General features: G+C 66.0%; 19 protein-coding genes. 8 read left to right on the forward strand and 11 right to left on the reverse strand.

Translation table 11 applies throughout. The features are described 5' to 3' along the window. Positions 1–54: 54 nt before the first annotated feature. A complete protein-coding gene (locus KHC28_RS13475) occupies positions 55–1,311 on the reverse strand; it encodes an ATP-binding protein (protein WP_214008852.1) in 1,257 nt (418 codons plus the stop codon). Further along, complete coding sequence (locus KHC28_RS13480; protein ID WP_214008853.1) at positions 1,308–2,069, reverse strand: response regulator; 762 nt, start codon at positions 2,067–2,069, stop codon at positions 1,308–1,310. The genes KHC28_RS13475 and KHC28_RS13480 overlap by 4 nt, the downstream gene beginning before the upstream one ends. A gap of 209 nt (positions 2,070–2,278) precedes the next feature. Here KHC28_RS13480 and KHC28_RS13485 point away from each other — a divergent pair, with 209 nt between their 5' ends. Continuing rightward, positions 2,279–2,908 (forward strand): hypothetical protein, encoded by a 630-nt coding sequence (locus tag KHC28_RS13485; protein ID WP_214008854.1) that lies wholly within the window; start codon positions 2,279–2,281, stop codon positions 2,906–2,908. Positions 2,909–3,170: 262 nt separating this feature from the next. Here KHC28_RS13485 and KHC28_RS13490 read toward each other — a convergent pair whose 3' ends face one another. Further along, positions 3,171–4,508, reverse strand: a complete 1,338-nt coding sequence (locus KHC28_RS13490; RefSeq protein WP_246564742.1) for a TolC family outer membrane protein — start codon at positions 4,506–4,508, stop codon at positions 3,171–3,173. Between the two features lie 494 nt (positions 4,509–5,002). Then, on the reverse strand, positions 5,003–6,793 hold the full coding sequence (locus KHC28_RS13495) for a sulfatase family protein (protein WP_312893181.1): 1,791 nt from the start codon (positions 6,791–6,793) through the stop codon (positions 5,003–5,005). Positions 6,794–7,074: 281 nt separating this feature from the next. On the opposite strand from KHC28_RS13495, the gene KHC28_RS13500 reads away from it, so the two are divergent. Then, positions 7,075–8,034 carry an amidohydrolase family protein gene (locus tag KHC28_RS13500; protein ID WP_312893182.1) on the forward strand — a complete coding sequence of 320 codons (960 nt, stop codon included), beginning with the start codon at positions 7,075–7,077 and terminating at the stop codon, positions 8,032–8,034. Positions 8,035–8,177: 143 nt separating this feature from the next. Here KHC28_RS13500 and KHC28_RS27390 read toward each other — a convergent pair whose 3' ends face one another. Beyond that, positions 8,178–8,708 carry a hypothetical protein gene (locus KHC28_RS27390; RefSeq protein ID WP_246564743.1) on the reverse strand — a complete coding sequence of 177 codons (531 nt, stop codon included), beginning with the start codon at positions 8,706–8,708 and terminating at the stop codon, positions 8,178–8,180. After that, a complete protein-coding gene (locus KHC28_RS13510) occupies positions 8,666–10,024 on the reverse strand; it encodes a UbiD family decarboxylase (protein WP_214008858.1) in 1,359 nt (452 codons plus the stop codon). Before KHC28_RS13510 ends, KHC28_RS27390 begins: the two co-directional genes overlap by 43 nt. 103 nt (positions 10,025–10,127) lie before the next feature. Between KHC28_RS13510 and KHC28_RS13515 the strand changes: the two genes are divergently transcribed. From KHC28_RS13515 to KHC28_RS13540, 6 genes are all read left to right on the forward strand, one after another. Beyond that, positions 10,128–11,102: an FUSC family protein gene (locus tag KHC28_RS13515; protein WP_214008859.1), complete on the forward strand. Its 975-nt coding sequence runs from the start codon at positions 10,128–10,130 to the stop codon at positions 11,100–11,102. Between the two features lie 166 nt (positions 11,103–11,268). Further along, on the forward strand, positions 11,269–11,697 hold the full coding sequence (locus KHC28_RS13520; protein ID WP_214008860.1) for an SRPBCC domain-containing protein: 429 nt from the start codon (positions 11,269–11,271) through the stop codon (positions 11,695–11,697). Between the two features lie 38 nt (positions 11,698–11,735). After that, positions 11,736–13,373 (forward strand): UbiD family decarboxylase, encoded by a 1,638-nt coding sequence (locus tag KHC28_RS13525; protein ID WP_214008861.1) that lies wholly within the window; start codon positions 11,736–11,738, stop codon positions 13,371–13,373. A gap of 19 nt (positions 13,374–13,392) precedes the next feature. Continuing rightward, positions 13,393–14,025 (forward strand): UbiX family flavin prenyltransferase, encoded by a 633-nt coding sequence (locus tag KHC28_RS13530; protein WP_214008862.1) that lies wholly within the window; start codon positions 13,393–13,395, stop codon positions 14,023–14,025. Positions 14,026–14,475: 450 nt separating this feature from the next. Continuing rightward, positions 14,476–14,895: a hypothetical protein gene (locus KHC28_RS13535; RefSeq protein ID WP_214008863.1), complete on the forward strand. Its 420-nt coding sequence runs from the start codon at positions 14,476–14,478 to the stop codon at positions 14,893–14,895. Then, positions 14,892–15,578, forward strand: coding sequence for an HAD-IA family hydrolase (locus KHC28_RS13540; protein ID WP_214008864.1), 687 nt, complete (start codon positions 14,892–14,894; stop codon positions 15,576–15,578). Before KHC28_RS13535 ends, KHC28_RS13540 begins: the two co-directional genes overlap by 4 nt. Before the next feature lie 513 nt (positions 15,579–16,091). On the opposite strand, the gene KHC28_RS13545 is transcribed toward KHC28_RS13540, so the two are convergent. The 5 genes from KHC28_RS13545 to KHC28_RS13565 all read right to left on the reverse strand — a co-directional run bounded on the left by KHC28_RS13545 (position 16,092) and on the right by KHC28_RS13565 (position 22,418). Then, complete coding sequence (locus tag KHC28_RS13545; protein WP_214008865.1) at positions 16,092–18,185, reverse strand: tetratricopeptide repeat protein; 2,094 nt, start codon at positions 18,183–18,185, stop codon at positions 16,092–16,094. Next, positions 18,182–19,396, reverse strand: a complete 1,215-nt coding sequence (locus tag KHC28_RS13550) for a Hint domain-containing protein (protein WP_214008866.1) — start codon at positions 19,394–19,396, stop codon at positions 18,182–18,184. Before KHC28_RS13550 ends, KHC28_RS13545 begins: the two co-directional genes overlap by 4 nt. A 678-nt stretch (positions 19,397–20,074) precedes the next feature. Further along, positions 20,075–20,596 (reverse strand): cupin domain-containing protein, encoded by a 522-nt coding sequence (locus tag KHC28_RS13555; RefSeq protein WP_214008867.1) that lies wholly within the window; start codon positions 20,594–20,596, stop codon positions 20,075–20,077. Between the two features lie 24 nt (positions 20,597–20,620). Continuing rightward, a complete protein-coding gene (locus KHC28_RS13560) occupies positions 20,621–21,244 on the reverse strand; it encodes a glutathione S-transferase (RefSeq protein ID WP_214008868.1) in 624 nt (207 codons plus the stop codon). 19 nt (positions 21,245–21,263) lie between these two features. Continuing rightward, on the reverse strand, positions 21,264–22,418 hold the full coding sequence (locus KHC28_RS13565; protein ID WP_214008869.1) for an LLM class flavin-dependent oxidoreductase: 1,155 nt from the start codon (positions 22,416–22,418) through the stop codon (positions 21,264–21,266). Positions 22,419–22,435 lie beyond the last annotated feature (17 nt).

The raw sequence follows: 22,435 nt of genomic DNA on the forward strand, positions 1-22,435 counted from the left end.
TAGATTTATATATCAAAGGTGCGGCGCATGGCGCCGGGCGGCGGCAAGGCTGGATTACCCGGCGGCGGGAAACGACAAGAGCTGGACGAGGCCGCCGCCCGGACGGTTCTGCAATGTGAGCCGTCCGCCATTGCCGATGGCGATCTCGCGGGCGATGGCGAGGCCGAGCCCGGCGCCGGGCACCGCGGCACCGCGCGCGGGGTCGACGCGGAAGAAGGGCTCGAATACCTGGCCCATCAGTGCCTCGGGAATGCCGGGGCCGCGATCCGAGAGGGTGACCAGGGCGTGTCCGTCGACGGAGGAGACGGCGAGATGGGCGCCGCCCCCATGCGTGGCGGCATTGATCGCCAGGTTGCGGATGGCGCGACGCAGGGAGAGCGGCCGGGCCTGGACACATACCGGCACGGTTGAATCCAGGCTGACCGCCAACCCGACTTCCCTGAGCTCGTCGACGACCTCGTGTACCAGCCCGTCGAGCCGTATCGGGCTATGTGTCGAGCCTTCCACCTCCTCGCGCACCAGCTGGATCGCGCTGTCGGCGATGCGGTCGAGTTCGTTGAGGTCGGCGATCCAGGTCTCGCGCTCCTCCACGGGCAGAAACTCGGCGCGCAGCCGCATCCGCGTCATCGGCGTGCGCAAATCGTGGCCCGCCGCGGCCACGAGGCGAATGCGGCTCTCCATCGCCTGTTTCAGCCGCGACGCGAGCAGGTTGATCGCCCGGGCCGCGGCGCGGACCTCCTTGGGGCCGTCTTCCGCCAGAGGCTCTATCTCACCGCCCGGACCGATGGCGGCGACCGTGCGCTCAAGCAGCGCCAGCGGCTCGGTGAGGCGGCGTACCGCGACCAGCATCACCAGCGTCGTGCCGATCAGCATGGCGAACACCCAGCCGAACAGCGCCCAATCCTGATTGGGCGGCTCGTGCGGCGCGGTCATCGGCAACCAGAGCCAGCGCCCGTCCGCCAGCCGGCCGGCAATCACCGGCCATGGAGCGTCCAATGTCTTGAGCACGGCGACCCTCTCGGATCGCCCCTTGGCCGCCAATGCGGCGTTTATCCCGTGCGTCGGCCCCTCCAGCTGCTCACCCGAGGGACTCTTCTCATGCACGCCTATGATGCGGTCGGGAGCCGGCGGCGGAAGGTCGCCATGCGATGCCAGATCGGCGACCAGGATCCATTGAGAGGCGAGCGCGTCTTCGATCTCATGGAAACGCGGCGGCGACAGCAGCAGGAATGACAGCGTGGTCGCGATCACCGCCACGAGCAGGAGGGCGGCGACCAATAAAAGCGTGAGCTTGGTGCGCAGCCGGTTCATGGCGTGTCCGCCGATCTAGAGGCCGCCCGGGCCTCGACCGGCACCGAAAGCTGGTACCCGCCATTTCTCAGCGTCTTGAGGATGCGGAAGCTGCCGGCATCGCCCAGCTTGCGCCGCAACCGGCTGACCAGCACGTCGATCGACCGGTCGAACGGCGAGGCGTTGCGTCCCTGGGTGATGTCGAGCAACTGGTCGCGCGACAGCATGCGGCCCGGACGTTCGAGAAAGGCCATGAGCAGGTCGAATTCGGCGCCGGTCAGCTGAATGTCGGTGCCCTCGACGTCGGCCAGCTCCCGGGTGCTGGGCTTGGCGGTGAAGCCAGCGAAGCAATAGACCGGGCCGGTGCCTTCTGTCGCTTGCGTCTGGGGATCCACGGCCGCCGGGCGCGAGGCGGTTCGCCGCAGCACCGCCCGGATGCGGGCGAGCAGCTCGCGCGGATTGAACGGCTTGCCGAGATAGTCGTCGGCGCCGATCTCGAGGCCGATGATGCGGTCGACATCTTCCTTCAGCGCGGTGAGGAGGATGATCGGCACCTGCGAGCGGGTGCGTAGGCTTCGACAGAGATCGAGGCCGGGAACATCCGGCAACATGAGATCCAGTACCACGAGGTCGATCTGCTGCGACGCCATGGCCTCATCGGCATGCCGGCCGTCCTGCGCCAGCGACACGCGGAAGCCCTGTTCTTGCAGGTAGCGTCCGAGCAACGTGCGAATGGCGTGGTCGTCGTCGACGACGAGAATGTGCGGGGCCGTCTCCAAGTCTCGCCTCCAGATCGAATGACCGCAGGTCTCGGCGACTATTGTGGCGCAATTTCAACGAGCTGTAGGGAATGGAGGGTCGAGGGGCCGATCCAGCAACGTTTCATCACAACAAAACGGCGGCCGTTTACATTCGGCAATATTCGGACCTTCGAGGGAAAAACGGCGCTGCCACATTGCGCCCGGTTTCAACGGCCCAAGAGGACTGGATGCTCTCGCATATACCGGCGCGATTCGCCGCCCTGGCTCTCTGCACCGCCATCGCTCCACCGGGCCCGGCGATCGCGCAGACGGCGGCGGTGTCCAATATGACCGTGCATTGCGTCAGCGCCCAGGATCCTTCGCCGCCGCCGGAACTGTTGCTGCCTGCCCGCATGAGCGAGGCGGAGATTCTTCTCATGCCGCCGATGAGCCCGTCGCTCGGCCTTGCCGCCTATCTCGCGGCACTGGAAACCTATATCGGCATCACGGCGTCGCAGCTCGACGCCTGGCGCGGCTATACCAATGCCTTCCAGGCGGCACTGGCTCCGCCCGACCTTCCGCAAGGCATCGAGCCGCCCCCGCGCATGGGCCCGCCCGGTGGACGGGCGCCGCATGGCGAGGCGCTGCTGCCCGGCGAAGATATGGCGCGCCACCTGGTCGACAAGGGCGAGGCGGCCCACCGCTTGATGGCCGCCATCGACGGATTGCGCAGCCAGCTGACTACCGAACAATTTGATCGGCTGAGGAACGCCGGACGGACATTCGCCCCTTTGGGCCGTCCCGCGCCTGACGCCGATCAATTGCCTCCGGGCGACATTTGTCCGGAGGCAAAGGGAGCCTGTACGTCCAACCCCTGACAGGCTCTCGGCAACGGCGGATGCTCGCTTGGCGAGCGTCCGCCGTTCGCCTTCGACCCGACATCGCCCCCTAGGAGCTCCGGTTGAATGGTGCGGTTCCTGTCGAGCATGGCCATGCTCGCAGGGGCCGTCGACGCGTTTGCGCGTGAATGGCAGACGCGCTTGCGCGTGATTGGCACCGGAGGGACCCGCCCGGCACCGGCTCTCGACCGGCGGCGCTTCTCGGCCGCCGGCGCCCCGCATGCCGCCCCGACGCTGGCGGCTACTGCCCGCCGGGGGGGCGCACGCCGATCCAGGCGTCGCGTACCTGGTCGTAATGGGTCTTCGGATTGTAGGTCGCGACCTTGAGCGTCAGCTTGGCGGCGTTGAGCTCGCCGACCGCCGACAACACGGCGTAGGACGCCACCACCCTGTCGCGCTGCGCGGTGACGAGGCTGGAGCGGGCGTCGAACAGCGACGTCTGCGCGTTCAGCACGTCGAGCGTCGTGCGCTGGCCGACGCGCCATTCCTCGCGCACGCCGCGTAAGGCGATCTCGTTGGCGGCGACCGAGGCCTGCGCCGATTCGATGGCGTCCTTGGCGGCCTGTAGTGCCCCCCAATACTGCACGACATTGGCGCGCACCTGGACGCGGTTCACGTCGACCTCGATACGCGACTGGCTCAGCAGTTCCTTGCTTTCGCGGATATTGGCGAATTCCGAGCCGCCCTGATAGATCGGCACCGAGAGATTGAGCGTGGCGGTCGCGCTGGTGCCGCGCGCGATGGGATCGCCGTCGTCGTAGTAATTATACTGCGAAGCGGCTTCGCCATTGAGCGTCAGGGTCGGCGACAGCGCGGCCTCCGAGACCTTCACATTCGCCTGCCCCTGATCCACCGCGTGCTGGGCGGCGAGAATGGCCGGATGCCGGGACAGCCCGAGCGCCACCGCGGCGTCGACGGTCTTCGGCAGCAGCGGATCGATCGGGCGGCCCGGGCTCAGCTTGTTCGCCTTGAGCCCCGTAACCCGCTGGAACACGGCATTGGCGGTGTTCAGGTCGGCGGTCGCCTGCGCCAGCGTGCTCTGTGCATTGGCGACGCTGGCCTCGGCCTGGGCGACGTCGGTGTTGGTGATCTCGCCGACCGAAAAGCGCTGGCGTGCCGAACGCAGCTCCTCCTGAAAGGCCGCGAGGTTCTGCTTGCGCAGATCGACCAGGGCGGAATTCTGCAGCACGTTCATATAGGCGGTGGCGGCATCGAGCAGCACGCTCTGCTCGGTGTTGCGCAGCAATTCGCGCTGGCCCTTCACCTGCGATTCGGCGGCTCGAACCGAACTGGCGGTTTTCAGCCCGTCATAGATCGTCTGGCTGATAGTGATGCCGACGCTCGACGGGTCGGTCTTGTAGTGGGAAATCGCCGAGCCGGATCCGGTGTCGTAGCGCCCTTCCACCCACTGCGTGCCGATCGACGCGCTGCCGAATATCTGCGGGCGATAGCCGCTCAACGCGATCGGCACATACTCGTCGGTGGCGCGGGTAGCCGCGCGTTGCGAGTTGAGCGACGGATTGGCGTTGTAGGCCGAGACCAGGGCCTGATCGAGCGTCTGCGCATGGGCGGCGGACAAGGAGGCGGCCGAGCCGAGAAAAAGCAATGTCGCGAAAAAACGCTTCGATGCCCTATGGTTAGGATCCATCGGTGCCCTCTGTTCAAAAATCGGGGCCAGACGCGCCAATCCGCAGGGGCGGGGATGGCGGTCTGACCCCTACCGGAAGGGAGCCGTCACTCCATCCGGTTTCCGATGGTTCGGGACACTATCAATGAATTACGAAACTTCATAGTACCGTATTTATGGCAGGGCTGCGCCGTTCGGGTTTCCCAATGCCGGTGCCGAGCGGCCGAGCCTCGTCGGACGTGACATGGCCGACGGTCGGCGCGAGGGATGTGCATGAGCCAGCAGCGCTACCGCGCGCTCACGCGCCTCGGGCGCGAGCGTATCCATCGTCCGGCGCGCCGCGGCGCCGGCCGTTCAGGAAAGGCAGCCTTCGACAGAGCAGGGCGGTGCCGAGCGGCCGAGTGGCTATGGCCCGATCGGTAGCCAGCGATTCAAGTCTATGACGGCTATCGCTCGCTCGCCGGCGGAAACACCCACTTGCCGTCCTTGAACGGCAGGAAGCTGCCATCGTCGACGCCCACCTCGTCCGCGATCAGGCCGTTCAGCTTGGCGTTGAGCGAAAGGATGAGGTCGCCCGATGCGCGGCCCTTCATCGCGAGGTTGTCGACCTCGTCCGGATCGTTCTGCAGGTCGTACACCTCAAGATCGTTCTTCGCCGTCAGCTCTTCCCAGGTGGTGGGCGTGTTGAAGCCCTGCGGCGCGAAATAGCGCGAGAAGCGGTAGCGGCCGTCGAACACGCTGCGGATGGAGCAGCGCAGCTGGAAGTCAGGCGGCTGCTTCTCCATGGCGGCGATGCGCTGGGCGAGCGGGATCGAATTGTCGGCCTTCACGTCGAAATGCGCGGCCCATCGGGCGTCCTGGTAGCTCAGCATATTGTAGCAGAACAGCGAGCCGGGCCGCAGCGTGTCGGCCTTGGCGGCGGCGGGCGTGGTGAGCAGCGGCGAGAAATCGTGGCCGGGCAGGCCCTCCGTCGCCTGCTTCAGCTTGTCCGGCGCCGCCCCCGTGAGCGCGAGAATGGTGGGTGTGAGATCCACCTGCGAGGTCACGGCGTTGCAGACGCCGCCGCCGGGATAGGCCGGGTGAACGATCATCAGCGGCAAATGGTTTTGCTGGCGATAGGTGGAGTTGCCCTTGCCGCGCATCTGGTGATGCCCGCCCAGTTCGCCATGATCGGCGGTGAAGACGATGATGGTATCGTCCGACATGCCGTTGGCCTTGACGGCCTCCAGCACGCGATAGACTTGCAGGTCGCAGTCGCGGATGCAGTTGAAGTAGTAGTTCTGCAGCACCCGCCAGCGGCGATCCTCGTCCGGCCACTCGCCGACGAGATAGTCCATCACTTCCTGATAGATGTGCTGCGCCTTGGGGCGGCCGGGCGCATCGAAGGCCTGGGTGCGGGTGGAGGGCAGCGGCACGTCCCAGTGCGCGGCGTAGAGGTCGTTTCCCGGCGGCCGGGCGATCGGCATGGACGACCGCTTGCCTTGCACGGTCTGCCCCGGCAGGTCGGAGTTGATGTACATGACGTCGTGCGGATTGACGAAGTTGACGGCAAGATACCAGGGCTTTCCAGCCGCCTTCAGCTCCTGCCCCTTGGTGCGCATCCAGCGAGTGACGAAGGCCGTGGTCGTGTCGTCGTAATTGTAGCCGCCGAGCGTGGTGTCGTTGATGTCGCCGACGCCGAAGAAATCGTCGAAGCCGTAGCTTTCGATGATCTCGCGATACTGCGCGAACGGGGCGTCGATCGCCTTGTCGACCTGATCGAGATTGGCGGAGAGGTGCCACTTTCCCTGATAGGCGGCGTGGTAGCCGAGCTGGGCGAGGCGGTGCCCGACCGTCTTCACATCCGTCGACATGTCCGGCTGCCAGAGCGCGTTGGCGTTGTCGAAGATGCCGGTGTGGGGAATGTGCTGGCCGGTATAGAGCGTCGAGCGGGCCGGTGAGCAGACGCAGGATGCGGCCTGGTGATTGGTGAAGGTGATGCCGTTGGCCTTGATCCATTCGCGTCCCGGCACCGGGAACGGCCACGCGTCGAAGAAGTGCTCCTGATCCACCAGAATGAACAGGATGTTGTAGCCGCCGGGCGGGGCGTCGGGCGCCTTGATGGGGGAGGGCGACCGTGACGGCAAATCTCCCGCCTCCGCCGCTTTCGGCAACAGGCTCGCCCCCACCAGAGCAGCGCCGGAGGTGAAAAGCTCCCGGCGGGACGCGACGATCTTGTTCTCAGGCTTGTCTTTCACTTTGTTCCCCCCAGGAAACATATCGAGGATTTTTATTTCCGACGAATGTGTCCCATAAGGCAACGAGATGCGTGAAGTTGGTGTTTGAACACGGGTGCGTGATACGAATTTCTGAAGATTTTCCTCATCCTTTGCGATGGCGGGCGTCGCAAAACTGTAATCATGCGTCTCAAGGAAAATGAAAGCCCGCACATCCTTCGATGGACGTCTTCTCATCGATCTTTCGCGGCCCTAGATTGCGGCAGCCGAACGCGACAAGAATTCGATTACGGGGAAGAGACGTGAACAAGATTGCCCTTGAAGAGCATTTCATCACGCCGGGTCTAGAGCCCCATATGCGGGCGGCGATGCCGAAACTGTCGCCGGAAAGTGCCGACCATCTTTGCCAACTCATGCTGGATTTCGGCGAGCGCCGGCTGGCGGCCATGGATTCGGCCGGCATCGATATCGCCGTCCTGTCCATTTCCGGCCCGGGGGTACAGGCCGAGCCGGATGCGGCGGCGGCCGTGAGGTTGGCACGAGACGCCAATGACAGGCTCGCGGCGGAGATCGCCAGGCAGCCGGCCCGGTATCGCGGCTTCGCCCATCTGCCGATGCAGGACGTGCCCGCCGCCATCGCGGAGCTCGAGCGCTGCGTAAGCGAGCTCGGCCTCGTCGGCTCGATGGTGAACGGCCATACCCATGGCGTCTATCTCGACGATCCCCGACATGATCCGTTCTGGGAGTGCATGCAGGCCCTCGACGTGCCGCTCTATCTGCACCCGACGGATTCCTTCGTGCTGCCCTATGTGCTCGAGGGCGCGCCGGAGCTGCTGAAGCCGACCTGGGAATGGAACTTCGAGACCTCGTCCCATTTCCTGCGGTTGCTGTTTTCCGGCGTGTTCGATCGCTTTCCCAGGCTCAAGATCATCCTCGGGCATATGGGCGAGACGATGCCCTATCATCTCTGGCGGTTCGACAGCCGCGCCGCGCTCATCACCGGCAAGCGCCCCCTCAGGGAAGTGCCGTCCTTCTACCTGAAGCGGAACCTGTTCGTGACGACGTCCGGCCAGTTCGACAATGTTCCGCTGGTCGCGGCGCTCTCCGCCCTCGGGGACGACCGCGTGCTGTTCTCCATCGACTATCCCTACGAGGATTCGGTCGCTGCCGGTCGTTTCTTCGACGCCGCCCCGCTCGACGAGGCGGTGCGGGCGAAGGTCGCTCGGCTCAACGCCCTCTCCGTCATGAACATCAGTATCTAGGACGCCGGCCGTCCAGTCCGGCGAACGGCATCGCGGGCTTGCGTTCCGGCGTGGGGTCCTCCAGAGGCGGAACAGGCCTCAGGAGGACGGCATTTCAGGGGAACGGGCAGGTCCGCGACGCCGCGCCCGGCCATCGATCCCGGTTACTTCAGCCCGGCAAGCGAACGGGCCTTGGCAACCGCCCGCATGCAGCCCGCCTCGTCGCCGGCCGCCTGCAGGTTCTCCGCCTCGTTCAGCGCCGCCGCGGGTCCCGTCGTCGGCTGGTCGAGGCCGGCCGCCGCCAGCGAGCCCGGTGTCGGATCGTGGGAATCCTGCGCAGCGATGGATTGCTGCTGCGTCGGTGGCTGAGCCGATTTCGGAAGGATCTGCTTCAGCTCGTGCTGCGTCTTGGCGATGGCCTCGACGCACTTCTCCCAGTTCTGCGCCTGTGCCGGGCCGCCGGCCGCGATCGATGCGAGGCCGAACAGCGCACCGGCAATGCCCAGCCTAGCAGGCCAGCGGGCGACCGCGCGTGCGGCCGTCAGGGGCCGGTTATCCTCGTTTGCGCCGAGATGTTTCGTCATGGTGCATGGTCTCGATTTGAAGAGCCGATCGTCATCGAACCGGCGGCGGTGGATGTGGAACAGGATGCCTACTTGGCCGGGTCGATCTCCGGCAGGTCGAAGCTCCGCCAATCCGGGACCTCCGATACTGCGGGGAATTCCACCCCGAACGGCCGGGTGGCGTCGATGCCCACCGCCGAAGAATAGCCGCCATCGGTCGAGGGATCGAGTGGCGCCGCCGCGGTACGGTCGACCACGAACACGTCATCGCTCGGCTTGACCCGGAACGACATCGCCCATTCCACATCCGCCGAGCTGCGGATGTCGATGTCGGGATCGACCACCACCACCCATTTCGGATGCGGATTGGAGGCGATCGCCGCCAGGATCGCCTGCCGTGCCTCGCCCTCGTAGCGCGGCGTCATGGCGATGACGAAATAGACCTGCACGCCGCCCGACGAGGTGATGGCGAGATCGGAGATGGTCGGAAACTGTGCCTTGAGCTGGCGCAGCATCGACGCCTCGAAGGGGATCTGCTTGAGGACGTGGTTCTCGGTGATCGGCTTGCCGGTGAGCAGGCCCTGGAAGATCGCGTCCTTGCGATGGGTGATCGCCGTCACCTTGGCGGTCGGCTTGGGGTCGGCGGGCGTGTAGTAGCCGGTGTATTCGCCGAGCGGCCCCTCGATGCGCTGATCGTCGGAATCGACGACGAACTCGATGATGAACTCCGCATGCGCCGGCACTTTCAGGTCGCTGGTGACGGCCTTGGTCAGCTCCACCGGCGCACCACGCAGGCCGCCGGCGACGAACCAGTCGTTCGAGGTATCCGCAACCTGCACCTGGCAGGCGAACGCCGTCATCGGGTCGATGCCGATAATGATGGCGCCGTGCAGCGGAACCTTGCGCTGCACGGCCTTCGCCATGTTCTTGCCGAAGCGGTGGCTCGGCGCCGCCCAGACGCCCAGCACTTTCGAATCGTGAAGCTGGAAACGGTAATTGCCGATGTCGGGAATTCCGGTATCAGGATCTTCGGACACCACGATGCCGGCGGTGATATAGGGCCCGCCATCCTTGGGACTGTAGGTCGGTACCGGAAGCTTGGTGAGGTCGATGGCGTCGCCCGTGACCACGACCTCCTGGCAGGGAGCTGCGCCGGCGAAGTCGACGGGCGCGATGGGATTGTCGATGCCCTTCATCACGCGTTCGTGAATATTGTCTTCGCCGGCTTCGAAGGCGATCAGCGCCCGCTTGCGATTGCCGTACAAACCGCCGACCAGCGGGAATTCCGTGCCGTTTTCCTTGAACATAAGAGCCGGGCCATTCGCCGCGCTGGTCTTGGCGAGTGCTTTGGCAATGTCATACTTCAACGCGACTGGCCGTGTAATGTCGACGAGTTCGCCGGCTGCCCGTAAGGTCGAAAGAAATGCGCGAAGGTCATTATAAGGCATAATACACCGTTCCCACCCGTCCTTGGTGCGTGAATTAATGCGCAGCTTTTCTTTCAGCGTAAAGACACAGGATGTGCGGGCCGCGTGCCGTGTCGGGGCGTCGGTGGGCCTGCCGCTTCTGGCGATGTATGCGACCAACCATCTGCATTTTGCCGTCTATGCAGCCTTCGGCGCGCTGACTTCGCTCTATGGCCATAGCGAGACCGTCCGACGCCGGGTCGAGACGCAGGCCGTGGCCGGGGCGGCGCTTCTCGCCACGCTCGCGGCGGCCGTGCTCTATTCGGCGGCGCAGGGACCCGAATGGCTGCTGTCCCTCATGCTGGCGGCCGTGGTGGTCGGCGCGGGGACGCTCGGCACCGTCATGGCATGGGTGCCGCGCGGCGAGATCTTCTTCATTCTCGTGCTTCTGGTCATCGCCGGCATTCCGCTGACGCCCGACGACATCCTGCCGACCATCGCCGCCGGCGCAGGCGGGGCGGGCTTCTCGATCCTGCTCACCATGCTGGAGCCGAACGGCGCGGTGGGGCCGCGTTCCCTCGTGCACGGCGTCCGGACGAGAACGCAGTCCGGCTCGGCGTCCCTCGACTGGGCCCGCCACGCCATCGTCATCACCATCGCGGCGCTCGCCGTCACCGGCGCCTGGGTTCTGGCGCTCGTGCTCGACATCGGCCATCCGTTCTGGGCGCCGATCGCGGTCGCCGCCCTGCTGCCGGCGCTGACACCGACCGATGCGCTGCGCCGGGCCGTGCATCTTCTGGGCGGCACGCTCGGCGGCGTCTGCATCGCCGCCGTCGTCTTCGCGCCGCAGCCCGGCCCGCTGGCCCTCGTCGTCATCATCGCGCTGTGCCAGGCGGTCGCCGAACTCTTCATGGCCCGCAATTATGCGCTGGCCCTGCTCTTCATCACGCCGCTGGCGATCGGCATGAGCAATCTCGGCCGCAATCTTCCCTGGTCGCCCCTGCTGATCGAGCGGTTCGTCGAGGCGGGGATCGGCGCCGCCATCGCTCTGCTCGCCATCATGATCGGCAGCGCGATCCTCGCGACTGTCGCCGCGCCACGGGTCGACCGTGAAGCGTAGGACATGCCCCCGATCATGCCGGCGGATTTCACCCGGACGGCAACGGCCGGCAGCCCGTATCGGGGATGCATGGGCGACCCGGCATCACGGAAATGTGAGACGGCTATCTGGCTTGTCGCGCGCGCCTCATTCGGACCAGTATCGCGACCAACAACGGGAGGACTAAATGGCTGGGGCTCATTCACTGAAGCATGAGATCTTCATTTCGGCGGATCCGGAGAAGGTCAGGCGGGCGCTCAGCACTGCCGAAGGACTGCGGGGGTGGAATACGCCGCATGTCGAGGGAAGCGGTGATCTCGGAACATTATGGAATTTGAAGTATTTTGGCCGGCCGGACTTTGCCTGGCGTGTCGACCGGGACGACCCGGAAGATATTCTGTGGACCTGCACCAAGGGGCCGGGCGATGCCGTCGGCACCACCGCGACCTTCTCCTTCGCCGCCGCAGCGGATGGCCGCACGCGGGTGAACGTCACGCATGGCGGCTGGCCGCATGACGAGGCCAACTTCACCAAGTGCAACACCATCTGGGGCGCGCTGATGCACCATCTGCGCGCCTATGCGGAATCCGGCGTCGCGGACCCGGCCTATTCCTGAAGACGGCCTCGCCCGGAACCGGACTGGAGCATTCCCTCATGCCGTCGCAGCAGTCGCTTCCCGAATTCGTGCAGGCCATGGACGCCGCCGGATTCCTCGTGCGTATCACCGATGAGATCCGTGTCGACCAGATTCCGAAGACGCTCGAGGCCAACCCCACCAAGGCGGTACTGATCGAGAAGATCAAGGACTGCGAGTTCTCGGTGCTCGCCAACGCCTATTCGAACCAGGACATGTATGCCTGGGCGATGGAGTGCGACCGGACCGAGACCGGCCGGAAGATGGTCGAGAAGGCGAAGTCGCGCGTCAAATGGGAAATCGTCGAGACGGCACCCTGCAAGGAGGTGATCCTGAAGGGCGATGACGTCGACCTGACCCGGCTCCCCCTGTTCCTGCATCACGACCGCGACGGCCACGCCTATACAAACGACAACCTGTTCATCTCGAAGCACCCCGACACCGGCGTCTATGACTGGGGCATCTACCGCTCCATGTTCCGTTCGAAGAACGAGAAGTCGGTCGACATGACCTGCACCTCGCATCGCCAGCGCATCCACGCCATGGCGGCGGCGAAGAAGGGGCAGAATCTGGAAGTCGCCATGGTCATTGGCGGGCCGATCCTCGACAAGATCTCGGCGCTGGTCGGCGTGCCCGGCGACACCGACGACTTCGAGGTGCTCGGCGGCTTCTACGGCGCGCCGGCCAAGATGGTGAAATGCGAGACCATCGACGTGATGGTGCCGGCCAATGCCGAGCTGGTGCTCGAATGCGAGCTGATGGCCACCGAGGGGCTTAACTTCGACGAAGGCCCCTATGGCGAGTTCACCGGCATGTATGGCGGCGGGATGAAGCACAATTATCGCCTCAAGATAAAGGCGATGACCTACCGCAAGAACCCGATCTACCAGCACTGCACCATCGGCGGCATGCATCCCTGGTACACCGACAACATGCTGCAATTGCCCGCCATCGAGGCCGATCTCTATGGCGCGCTGCGCCTCGCCGGGATCGACGTCGTCGAGGTGCGCAGCCCGGCCGGCGGCCTGTCGAACATCGCTTATGCCAAGATCCGGCCGCTCGGCGCCGGCGATGCCAAGCAGGCGCTCGGGCTGATGCTCACCTGCTCGAAGCAGGGCCTGCCCAAGGTGGCGATGGTGTTCAACGACGATGTCGACATCTGGGACGACCAGGCGGTGCTGGCGGCGATGGCGTTTCGCTACATGCCCGACCGCGACACCGTCATGATCAAGGACTGCAACACCATGACGGTCGATCCGAAATGCGCCGAGCCCGGCGTATCCTCGAAGATCGGCATGGACTGCACCAAGCCGATGGGCGCCGGCTGGAACCCGGACGAGTTCATCAAGAGCGCGGTGACCGATCTCGGCGAGCCGCCGGCCGATCTGAAGCCGCTGACCGAGGACGAGATCGCCCGCGAGATGGAGGCGTTCATCGGCGCCGAGCCGCGCGCCTGGCTCGACATCCTCAAGCACTTCCACGGCCAGCCCTACAAGTTCATCTATGGGGCTTTCGGCAGCCTGCGCCACAAGCTCGGGCGCATGAACGACGCGCCGTGGTACCGCTACACCCTGTCCGATCGCCCCTTCGCCTTCGAGGCGAAGCCGGCCGCCCTGTCGAATTTCGACCCGCGGCATGTCGGCTCGACCCCCGCATGAGCGCGCAAGGAAGCTGACAATGGGGAACACACCTCGGCGCATGGTGGTGGGCATCACCGGCGCCACCGGCATCGTCTATGGCGTGCGGCTCCTGAAGGCGCTGCGGGAGCTCGAGATCGAAAGCCATCTCGTCGTCTCCAAGGCCGGCGAGATGACGCGCGCCTACGAGACCGAGATGTCGTCCGAGGAACTGCGCAGCCTCGCCGATGTCGTCTATTCGCCGAACGACATCGCCGCGCCGATCTCCTCGGGCTCCTTCCGCACCATGGGGATGATCGTCGCGCCGTGCTCGGTGCGCAGCATGAGCGACATCGCCCATGGCGTGACGTCCGGCCTGATCAGCCGCGCGGCGGATGTCTGCCTGAAGGAGCGCCGGCGGCTGGTGCTGATGCTGCGCGAGACGCCGCTGCATGCCGGCCATTTGAAGAGCATGCTGGCGGTCACCGAGATGGGCGGCATCATCGCGCCGCCGGTCCCGGCCTTCTATGCGCGGCCGCAGTCGCTGGACGACATGGTCACGCACACGATCGGCCGGGTGCTGGACCTGTTCGATCTGGATCTGAAGGCGTTTTCCCGTTGGGGGGAGGACGAGGCGAAGCCCGACACGGCGCCCCCGCTCTCGTTCTCGCTCGATTCCACCGTGGATTCCTGAACGCGGAGCTGCCGGCGCTTGGCGGCGCGCGGGACCGCCGCGCGGACGTCGACGGCGAGCGGCGCTGCGGAGGATCGTTCTTCCCGGAAGATCTGTCCGCGCATCGCCTTCCCGGGCGTCGACAATTACCTCACGCTCTGGCGCGATGCCGGCTTCTGGCGGGCGCTGGTCAACATGCTCCACTATGTCGCGCTGGCGGTTCCCGCCTCGGTGGTCATCGGCCTCGTCCTCGCCGTGATGGCGAACGGCCTCCGGCATGGCCGCCCATGCGGACCCGCTCGTCATCGAGGTCGAGCATTTCATGCCGGCCCACAACGTCTTTCACGAGCAGGCCACTGCCTTCATGAAGGCGCACCCGGACATCGTCATCAAGTCCCGTGACGCCCCCCGAGCTATGGCGGGCAGCACCAGGCGCTGCGGCGCGAGGCGATCACCAACAACCTGCCGGAGGTGTATCACTCCGGCTACCACCTGCTGCCGGACGTCGTGCGCCAGCTCCAGAAGCGCGGCCAGGTCATCACGCTGGACGGCTACATCGCCAAGGAAGGCGAGGGCTGGGTCAACAAGGCGGCACTGGCGCCGGAATATCTCGGCACGTTCTATGACGCGAACCCGAACTGGTATACCAGCGTCAGGCGGATTTCCCGCGCGGCGCCCTGGGGCGGCGATCCCGGCACCAATGGCGTGAAGATCTGGCGCATGCGGCGCGACATCATCGGCCAGGTGATACGGGGGATATCACTCCGGAAGACGGTATCGCCAGCCGACCAGCGAGACCCAATGCGCTTGTGCCGAAGTGAGCGCCGTTTCCACCAAGACTTCGCCGCGCTTGGCTTCACGCGCGGTGCCTTCAGCAGGGTAGTAGCTTGATCGATCTCATCATCTTTGACTGCGACGGCGTGCTCGTCGACAGCGAAATCCTCGCCGCGCAGATGACCTCGGCGACGCTCGCCGCCATCGGACTGGAGATGTCGACCGCCGAGGCGCTGACCTCGCTGGTCGGCCACGACGCGATGACGGTGCGACGCAAGCTCGAGGACCGGTATGGCGTTGCGTTGCCGACGGATTTCGAGGCGGATCTGGCCGCCCGGCTCGACGACGCCTTCACCACCCGGTTGCAGCCGATCGCCGGCGTCCCGGAACTGCTCCTCGGCCTCGACCGCCCCTATTGCGTCGCCTCGAACAGCGGCCACGAGCGCCTGCGCCGAACCTTCGCCACTACCGGGCTCGCGCCGCTGGTCGAGGGACGGGTGTTCAGCGCCGACGATGTCGCCCGAGGCAAGCCGGCTCCCGACCTGTTCCTGCACGCCGCCCGCATCATGGGCGACGTTCCCACCGACCGGTGCCTGGTGATTGAAGACAGCGTCGCCGGCGTCGTGGCGGCGCGCGCGGCAGGAATGCGCGTCATCGGTTTCTGCGGCGGGAGCCATATCCAGCCGGGCCACGACGCGCGTTTGCTGGAGCTCGGTGCCGACCGCATTCTGACCGACCACTCCCAGCTCGCTGTCCTGCCGGGCGTCTCGGCCGGCCTTGCGGCGACCGCCGGAGCCTGAGCGTCCTCTCACGCAACGAGATATCGCCATCGGCCGCATCGCTCCCTTCTCGATGCCCGGTCGCTCGACGTCGCGCCGACCTCGCCGGACGAGGAGATGAAGGCGCCTTCATCGGCATTGCCCATCCCGGCCGGTACAGCCTGTTGCTCGCCGATGCCGAGACGCGGGTCGACACCGCCCACTCCGTCGGGATCTACAATCACGATCGACGTGACCGCCGATCATGTCGAGGCGCGCTGCTCGTCGGCCTCGCGCGCGCTCGTCGTCGGGCAGGGCTATGTTCGATGGGCCACAGCAGCGGCATCGCGACACCGGCCGCGGCGCCTGGTCCAACCCGATCTGGAAGTAGCCCCTCCAACCGGCCAGCGTGTCCACGTCAGGATGCTGAAGCCGTCCAGGGTGATCGCCCGGCTCGTCACCAATGCTCGCGTCGTGGCAATCTGGCGGCGCGGCGGACAACGGGCCGGACGGACGTCACCGATCATCCGGCAGGCTGCTTCCGACGTCCGCCAGCTAGAACGTCCACGTTACCTGAGCCGCGCGACTTTGGCCGGGGGCCTGATTCCGCATCGTCGCCGCATCGGATACGGTTGCCGCCAGCGGCATGCCCTGGAACTCGGCTACCCGCCAGTTGCTGGAGGAATGCTTGTAGTTGGCCTTGCAATTCGAGGCGCAATATCGAAGCAAACTATGCTGGTCCAGCACGAGGATGTCCCGCCCGAGCATCTCCATGCGGTGCGGTGCGTCGACGAGCCAGCCGGCGAGGCAGCGGGTCAGCAGGCCGGGGCCGCTTGATAGCCAGATCGATTCGCGGTCGCCGCGGAGAGCGGCCTCGACGGCTGCCTGGAGCGCCAGTCCTATCAGGGGATGGCGCGGCCGCGCCGCGATGAAATTGTTCCCGATCGTCCCGTAATGTTCCTGCCGCAGTACGAGTTCACGCCCGACCAAGAGAGCATTGAGGGGCGCGAGGCATCGATCATCGGCGTCGGCATAGACACCGCCTTCTTCATAGAGCAGGGCCAGCCGCAGCAGATCGGCCTTGCCGGCGATCGACGGAACGTTGCGAAAGGCCTGCAGCCAGCGAGCGTCGCGTTGCGCCAGCCAGTCCCGCGCAGAGGGCAGCGACAGCAAGGTGTGACTGAACCCCGGATTCAGGTCGCGCCAGCTGTCCACCAGCTCTGCCACATCCTCGGGCAGGTCGGGCGTATCCCAGAACTGATGGATGTGAAGCGGGATCGCCTGCCCAGATCGGGCAGGTGCGCGCATGCCCAGATGACCCGCTTGCCGCAGGTGAATGAAGAATCCGATGGCACAGCCCGTATGGTGGGAGTTCGCGCGCAGCGCATCGATCCAGCCCGGCACCGACGCCATCGCTCGCGCCGCCTGGCCGGCCGCAAGCGATCGGGGATCGCTCCAGAGATCGTTGGCGATCTCGCGCAGAAGACCCTTGGGTATCCGCGCATCGGTGCCCCGCATCTGGCGCGGGAGGGTTTCCCTGAGCGCCTCGCGGGCGCTCGGGACGTCGAAGGCCATGAGGTGCAGCTGGGCGAGTGCGCGGTGGTCTTCCGGATCGAGACCGTCATCATGTTGCCCGGACCGATAGGCCTTCAGCGCATCGTCGATCCGCCACCGGGCCTTGAGGAGCGCGGCTTTAAGGCGCGTCCTCGATCGGCGTGCCTTGCGCGTGTTGCCGGGTAGCCTTGCCAGTGACCGGTCGGCCTGCGCATGGCGTCCCGTCAGGATATCGATCCGTACGCGCAGCATCACCAGATCGACATTGTCGGGAAAGCGCTCGATCGCTGCCGCCAGGGGCCGCTCCGCCTCGGCGATACGCCCCGCCGCCAGCAATTGGCTGACCAATTCGCGCGGCAGTTCGAAGGCATCGCGACACCGCTCGATGCCGCGCGTGAGCTGGGCCAGCCCCTCCTTGGTAGAGATCAGGCGAGAGACGAGACGCGAGCATTCGATCCAGGCCGATGCGGAAGGGACGGGCAGCCGGCACGCCCGCTCGAATGTCGCCAATGCTTTCTCATCGTCACGCGCATCCAGCTGTCGCTTGCCGAGAGCGATGAGAAGGTCCGGATGGTCGGGAAAGATGGCGAGCGCCGCCGCGAGCGTCGCGTCGGCCTCGGCGCCTCGCCGCTCGCGCGCCTGGCGCTTCACCAGTGCGAGCGTCAGTGCGGGATGCCCGGGATCGCGGACTAGGCAGTCTCGCAACAGTGCTTCGCTTTCCGACGCGTCATCGGCACTTTGATGCAATTCGGCGAGCAGGGCGAGCGCATCGGTGTGGCGGGGCGCCACGGCCAGGATCTGCCGCAACAGGCCGGCCGCCTCCCCATGACCCTTTCGGAACAGCAGCAGGCGGACGAGACCGATACCGGCCTTCAGGTTGCTCGGATCGATGTCCCATGCCCGCCGGAGCAACTGCTCCGCCGTGGCGCGATCGTCGCGGTGCCGGTGCAGGTCGGCCAGCAGCAGCAAGGCATGCACGGCCGTCGGCGAAGCCTCCAGGATCTGCTGCAGCAGCGCCTCCGCGCGTGCCGGTTTGCCGGCCGCGACGAGGGCCTTGGCGCGGTCGAACCGGCTGGCGGGGGGCGAGGCGGTCAAGCCGCCCGTTCCACAAATCCCATGGCCCGTGCGCGCATGGCGAGCAGATTGCGGATGAAGGGGGAGAGCTGGCGGGCCGATTTCACACGCGGATGTTCAAGTTCGCGGGCGACGGGAGCCTCGGGAGCCTCGTGCCAATTGTCGAACGTCTTGCGGGTGACGTTGTCGATGAAGGTCTCGGCCGGAGTCTGCTCGGCCAGTATCAGCGAATGGTCGTCGAGCTCGACATGATAATAGGTGAAGCGTTCCGGCATGTCGGTATGGCGGACGATGCTGGAGCCATTGACCAGCGCCTCTGCCTGGATGAGCAGGCCGTCAAGGTACAGCGCGTGATCCGGCGAGACGTAGAGGTCGCGGGCAGGCATCCCTTTCCCCAGGGCGCCGGCGCAGATCCGGATCGGCATGACCTTCAGCGGATTGGCGAAGCGGGTGGAAACCGTCTGCCGGGCGAGCCAGCGCACCGGCCTGACGGCGCCGTCGGCGGTGGCGACGAGGTCACCGGCCTTCAACGTCTCAATCGCGATCCCGCCGGAAGGGGTGGCGATCAACGTGCCAGGCAGGAAGCAGGGGAGCTCGCTGAAGGTGTAGTCTTGCAAGGTGCCTCCGCCGTCATTCGAGAACTGGAAGGTCTCGATATTGGTAAAGGAGATGGTGGTGCGTCCACCGACAGCCGTATCGGTGATGAAAACGGTTCCACCTTCTTTCCTGAAGGAATAGAGACTCATCGCGTGATAGAACGTGGCGGTGTCGTTGCCCTCGCCGCCGTCCACCGCCGCGCTGGCGTTGCCGCCCTCTCCGTTGCCGGTGCCCTCAGAGGTGCCAAAGTCGCCCGTGTTGATCGAATCATCGCCGGCTCCGCCATTGAAGGCACCGCTCCAGCCATAAGCCAAGCTGAGGCGGTCATCGCCGTCACCTCCATTGTAAGTCGTGTTGTAAGTTTCCCGGGATGAGAAGAAGTCGTTGCCTTCTCCGCCATTGAATACGCTATTATATGTGACTGACATAGAAGACATGGAAGGGTCGTAGGTATAGAAGCCATCATCACCGGCGTCGCCGTTGTACAGGCCGCCAGCGCCGCCGGATCCATATATCGTGTCGTTGCCGTCGCTGCCGTTTAGCGTGATATTACTATAGCCTTTATTGTACATTGAGTCGGCAGTAGTCGTGCCGTTCAGCGTCTGGTTGTTTCCGGTTGCGGTGAAGGTTGCCATCCGTCTGCCTTCCCCTGAGGTTCAGATGCCCTGTATGGTTAAGGGAACGCACTATTGCAGCCACCGTCAAGACGGCCTGACCCTTACTATTTTGCCGCATGTCCGGCTCGTCGCCATTGCGTCGATGGCCAGAATGGCAGGGCGGCGCCGGAGCGTGGTGGCCGGCATGGAGCGCGTCGATCGATTTGCCTGCACTTGTCGTTATTTGGACGCGGACGCCCGGTCTGCCAAAGTTGTTCGGGGAAGACCCGTCAGAGGCGGCGCAGATCATCGACAGGCGATGCCGCGAAGGCGAGCTTCGGTTCAAAACGTAAGGTGAAGCCAGCTTCATTGGGCTCCACGGCACCGATGGCTGGCCGCTTGCCGGAGATGTTCCCGCATTATGCTTGAGAGCCGGGGCCTTTCCCGACGCGCCCCGCAATCTTGAGGGGCGGTGAGCGGTTCCGAGCGGCAGGGAGCGACAGGTGCGGCCTCCGACGGACTCCCGGCACGAGGTCCATGCGCCTTCGCGTGCCAGCCTCAGGAGGCCGGATCGGCAGTGCGTGCCGCCACCTCGTCATTTCTGTCGAGGACAGGGATTCCGGCAGTCCGCTGTCCGCGTAAGTCGGGTGCGAGCCCGACGAGGCCGGCGGTCACGGCCGCCTCATCGGTTCTGCGCGGAAGGCTCCCCGGGGGCCTTCAGGGGGTAGGCTGCTTGTGGATCGGGTCGATCCAGTAGACCGCCTCCGGTTTCTCGACCGGGTCGACATCGGTGATGTTCACCACCACCGCCTCGTTGTCCGAGCGCACCAGCACGCATTCCAGCGGCTCGTTCGGGTCGGCGTTGATCTCCTGATGCGGCACGAAGGGCGGCACGAAGATGAAGTCGCCGGGCTCCGCCTCGGCGACATATTCCAGCCGGTCGCCCCAGCGCATGCGGGCGCGCCCGCGCACCACGTAGATCACGCTCTCCAGCTCGCCGTGATGGTGCACGCCGGTCTTGGCGTCCGGCTGGATGGTCACCGTGCCGGCCCAAATCTTCTGCGCGCCGACGCGGGCGTGATTGATGGCGGCCTGACGGTACATGCCGGGCGTCTGGGCGGTGTTGTCGTCGAGCCGGTCGCCCTTGATGACGCGCACGCCATTGTGCTTCCAGTGGTCCTCCGCGTGATCGTGGTGGTGATCGTGATCATGCGGGTGGTCGTGTAAAGGCTCGCTCATTGTCTTGTCCTGTGCTCGGCCCGTTCACGCGGCCAGCGGCTGCGGCGCACGGGTCGCCTCGAGGCTCGGATGCACCGAGACCGCCGCGAACCAGTCGGCCGCCCCCCGATGGGCGCCGCGCCAATTGTAGTCGGGAAACCGCAGGTCGAGATAGCCGAGGGCGCAGGCGAGCGTGATGGTGCCGATGGTGAGGTCGGGCGTCAGGGCCGGCGACCACTCCTCGATCCGTGCCAGCGCCGAGCCGATCTTGTCGAACTGCCGCTGCTGCCAGAGATCCCAGCGATGCTCGGCCGGACGGGCCGTCTGCTCGTAACGTATCAGCAGCGCGGCATCGAGGAGGCCGTCGCCGAGCGATTGCTGGGTCAGCGCCGTCCAGCGCGCCGCTCCCTCGTTCGGAAACACCCGGCGGCGGCGCGTATGGGCGTCGAGATATTCGGCGATGACCCGGCTGTCGAACAGCGTCAGCCCGTCATCGGTGACCAGTGTCGGCACCTTGCCGAGCGGATTGGCGGCGACCACCTGCGCATCGCGGTCGATGGGATGCGGCGCGGCGGCGAGGCGTTCGATAACCGCCTCATGGCCGGTCTCGATGGCGACGGTGGCGACCTTGCGGGCATAGGGCGAGGTCGATGAGTAATAGAGCTTCACGGCAAGGGTCCCTGGCGGATCATTCGGCGGCAAGCGTGGCGGCACTCGAGCGCTCGGCAATCACCTGCCGGGCGCGCGGCAGCAATTCGCGACCGTACTGGATGGCGTCGACCAGCGGATCGAAGCCCCGGATCAGGAACTTCGAGATGCCGAGCGCGGCATAGTCGGCGAGCGCATCGGCCACCTGGTCGGGCGTGCCTACCAGCCCCGTCGAATTGCCGCTGGCGCCGGTCAGGGCGGCGATGCCGGTCCACAGGCACTTGTCGAGCCGCGAACCCTTCGCCGCCGCCTCCAGCAGACGCCGCGAACCCTCATTGGGTGGCGCGACGCCGGGATCGCGTGCCTTGCGGGCGTTGTTCGGGGCGCGACCGTCGCCGCCGCCGGCCCTGAGCGCCTTGGCGCGGGCGAGGATGTCGTCGGCCTTGGCCCAGGCCTTCTCCTCGGTGTCGGCGAGCACCGGGCGCAGCGACAGGCTGAATTCCGGCGTGCGCCCATGCTCGGCTGCCGCCGCGCGAACCCGGCCGACCAACTCGGCGACCTGCTCATAGGTTTCGCCCCACAGCGCATAGACGTCGGCATGGCGGCCGGCGACCTTGAGCGCCGCCGGCGAGGCGCCGCCGAAGAAGATCGGGATGCCCGCCGGGTTCACCGGCTTCACGTCGCCGAAGCCGCCGCGCACCTTGTAGTAGCGCCCGTCGAAGTCGAAGGGCTCGGTGCTGGTCCATTCGCGGCGCAGCACCTCGATATATTCGTCGGTGCGGGCATAGCGCTCGTCCTTGGTGAGATGGTCGCCGTCCTGCGCCAGCTCGGTGTCGTTGCCGCCGGTGATGATGTGCACCGCCACCCGGCCGCGCGAGAACTGGTCGAGCGTGGCGAGCTGGCGCGCCGCCAGCGTCGGGGCGGTGAAGCCGGGGCGATGGGCGATCATCAGCTTCACCCGCTCGGTGACTCCTGCCACGTGCTGCCCGATCAGGATGCTCTCGGCCGAGGTGGAGTGGAAGGCGACCAGCACCCGGTCGAAGCCGGTGTAATCCTGCGCTTTCGCCACCGCCTCGATATAGGGGATGTCGAGCGCCGGGCCGGTGCGGCGCAGTGCCTCCGAATTGCTGAAATGGCCGACATAGCCGATGAATTCGAGGCCGGTCGGGCCGGCGCCTGTGGGGCCGAGGGTCATGGGGCAGTCTCCGCGCT

Origin of the sequence: Ancylobacter sonchi (genome assembly GCF_018390695.1) — a bacterium.
Classification (GTDB): Bacteria; Pseudomonadota; Alphaproteobacteria; order Rhizobiales; family Xanthobacteraceae; genus Ancylobacter; species Ancylobacter sonchi.

Excerpts from the sequence above, each read along its gene's own strand:
- KHC28_RS13475 (WP_214008852.1), bottom strand. The coding sequence starts at position 1,311 with ATGAACCGGCTGCGCACCAAGCTCACGCTTTTATTGGTCGCCGCCCTC.
- KHC28_RS13485 (WP_214008854.1), top strand. The coding sequence starts at position 2,279 with ATGCTCTCGCATATACCGGCGCGATTCGCCGCCCTGGCTCTCTGCACC.
- KHC28_RS13510 (WP_214008858.1), bottom strand. The coding sequence starts at position 10,024 with ATGCCTTATAATGACCTTCGCGCATTTCTTTCGACCTTACGGGCAGCC.
- KHC28_RS13520 (WP_214008860.1), top strand. The coding sequence starts at position 11,269 with ATGGCTGGGGCTCATTCACTGAAGCATGAGATCTTCATTTCGGCGGAT.
- KHC28_RS13525 (WP_214008861.1), top strand. The coding sequence starts at position 11,736 with ATGCCGTCGCAGCAGTCGCTTCCCGAATTCGTGCAGGCCATGGACGCC.
- KHC28_RS13530 (WP_214008862.1), top strand. The coding sequence starts at position 13,393 with ATGGGGAACACACCTCGGCGCATGGTGGTGGGCATCACCGGCGCCACC.
- KHC28_RS13550 (WP_214008866.1), bottom strand. The coding sequence starts at position 19,396 with ATGGCAACCTTCACCGCAACCGGAAACAACCAGACGCTGAACGGCACG.
- KHC28_RS13555 (WP_214008867.1), bottom strand. The coding sequence starts at position 20,596 with ATGAGCGAGCCTTTACACGACCACCCGCATGATCACGATCACCACCAC.
- KHC28_RS13565 (WP_214008869.1), bottom strand. The coding sequence starts at position 22,418 with ATGACCCTCGGCCCCACAGGCGCCGGCCCGACCGGCCTCGAATTCATC.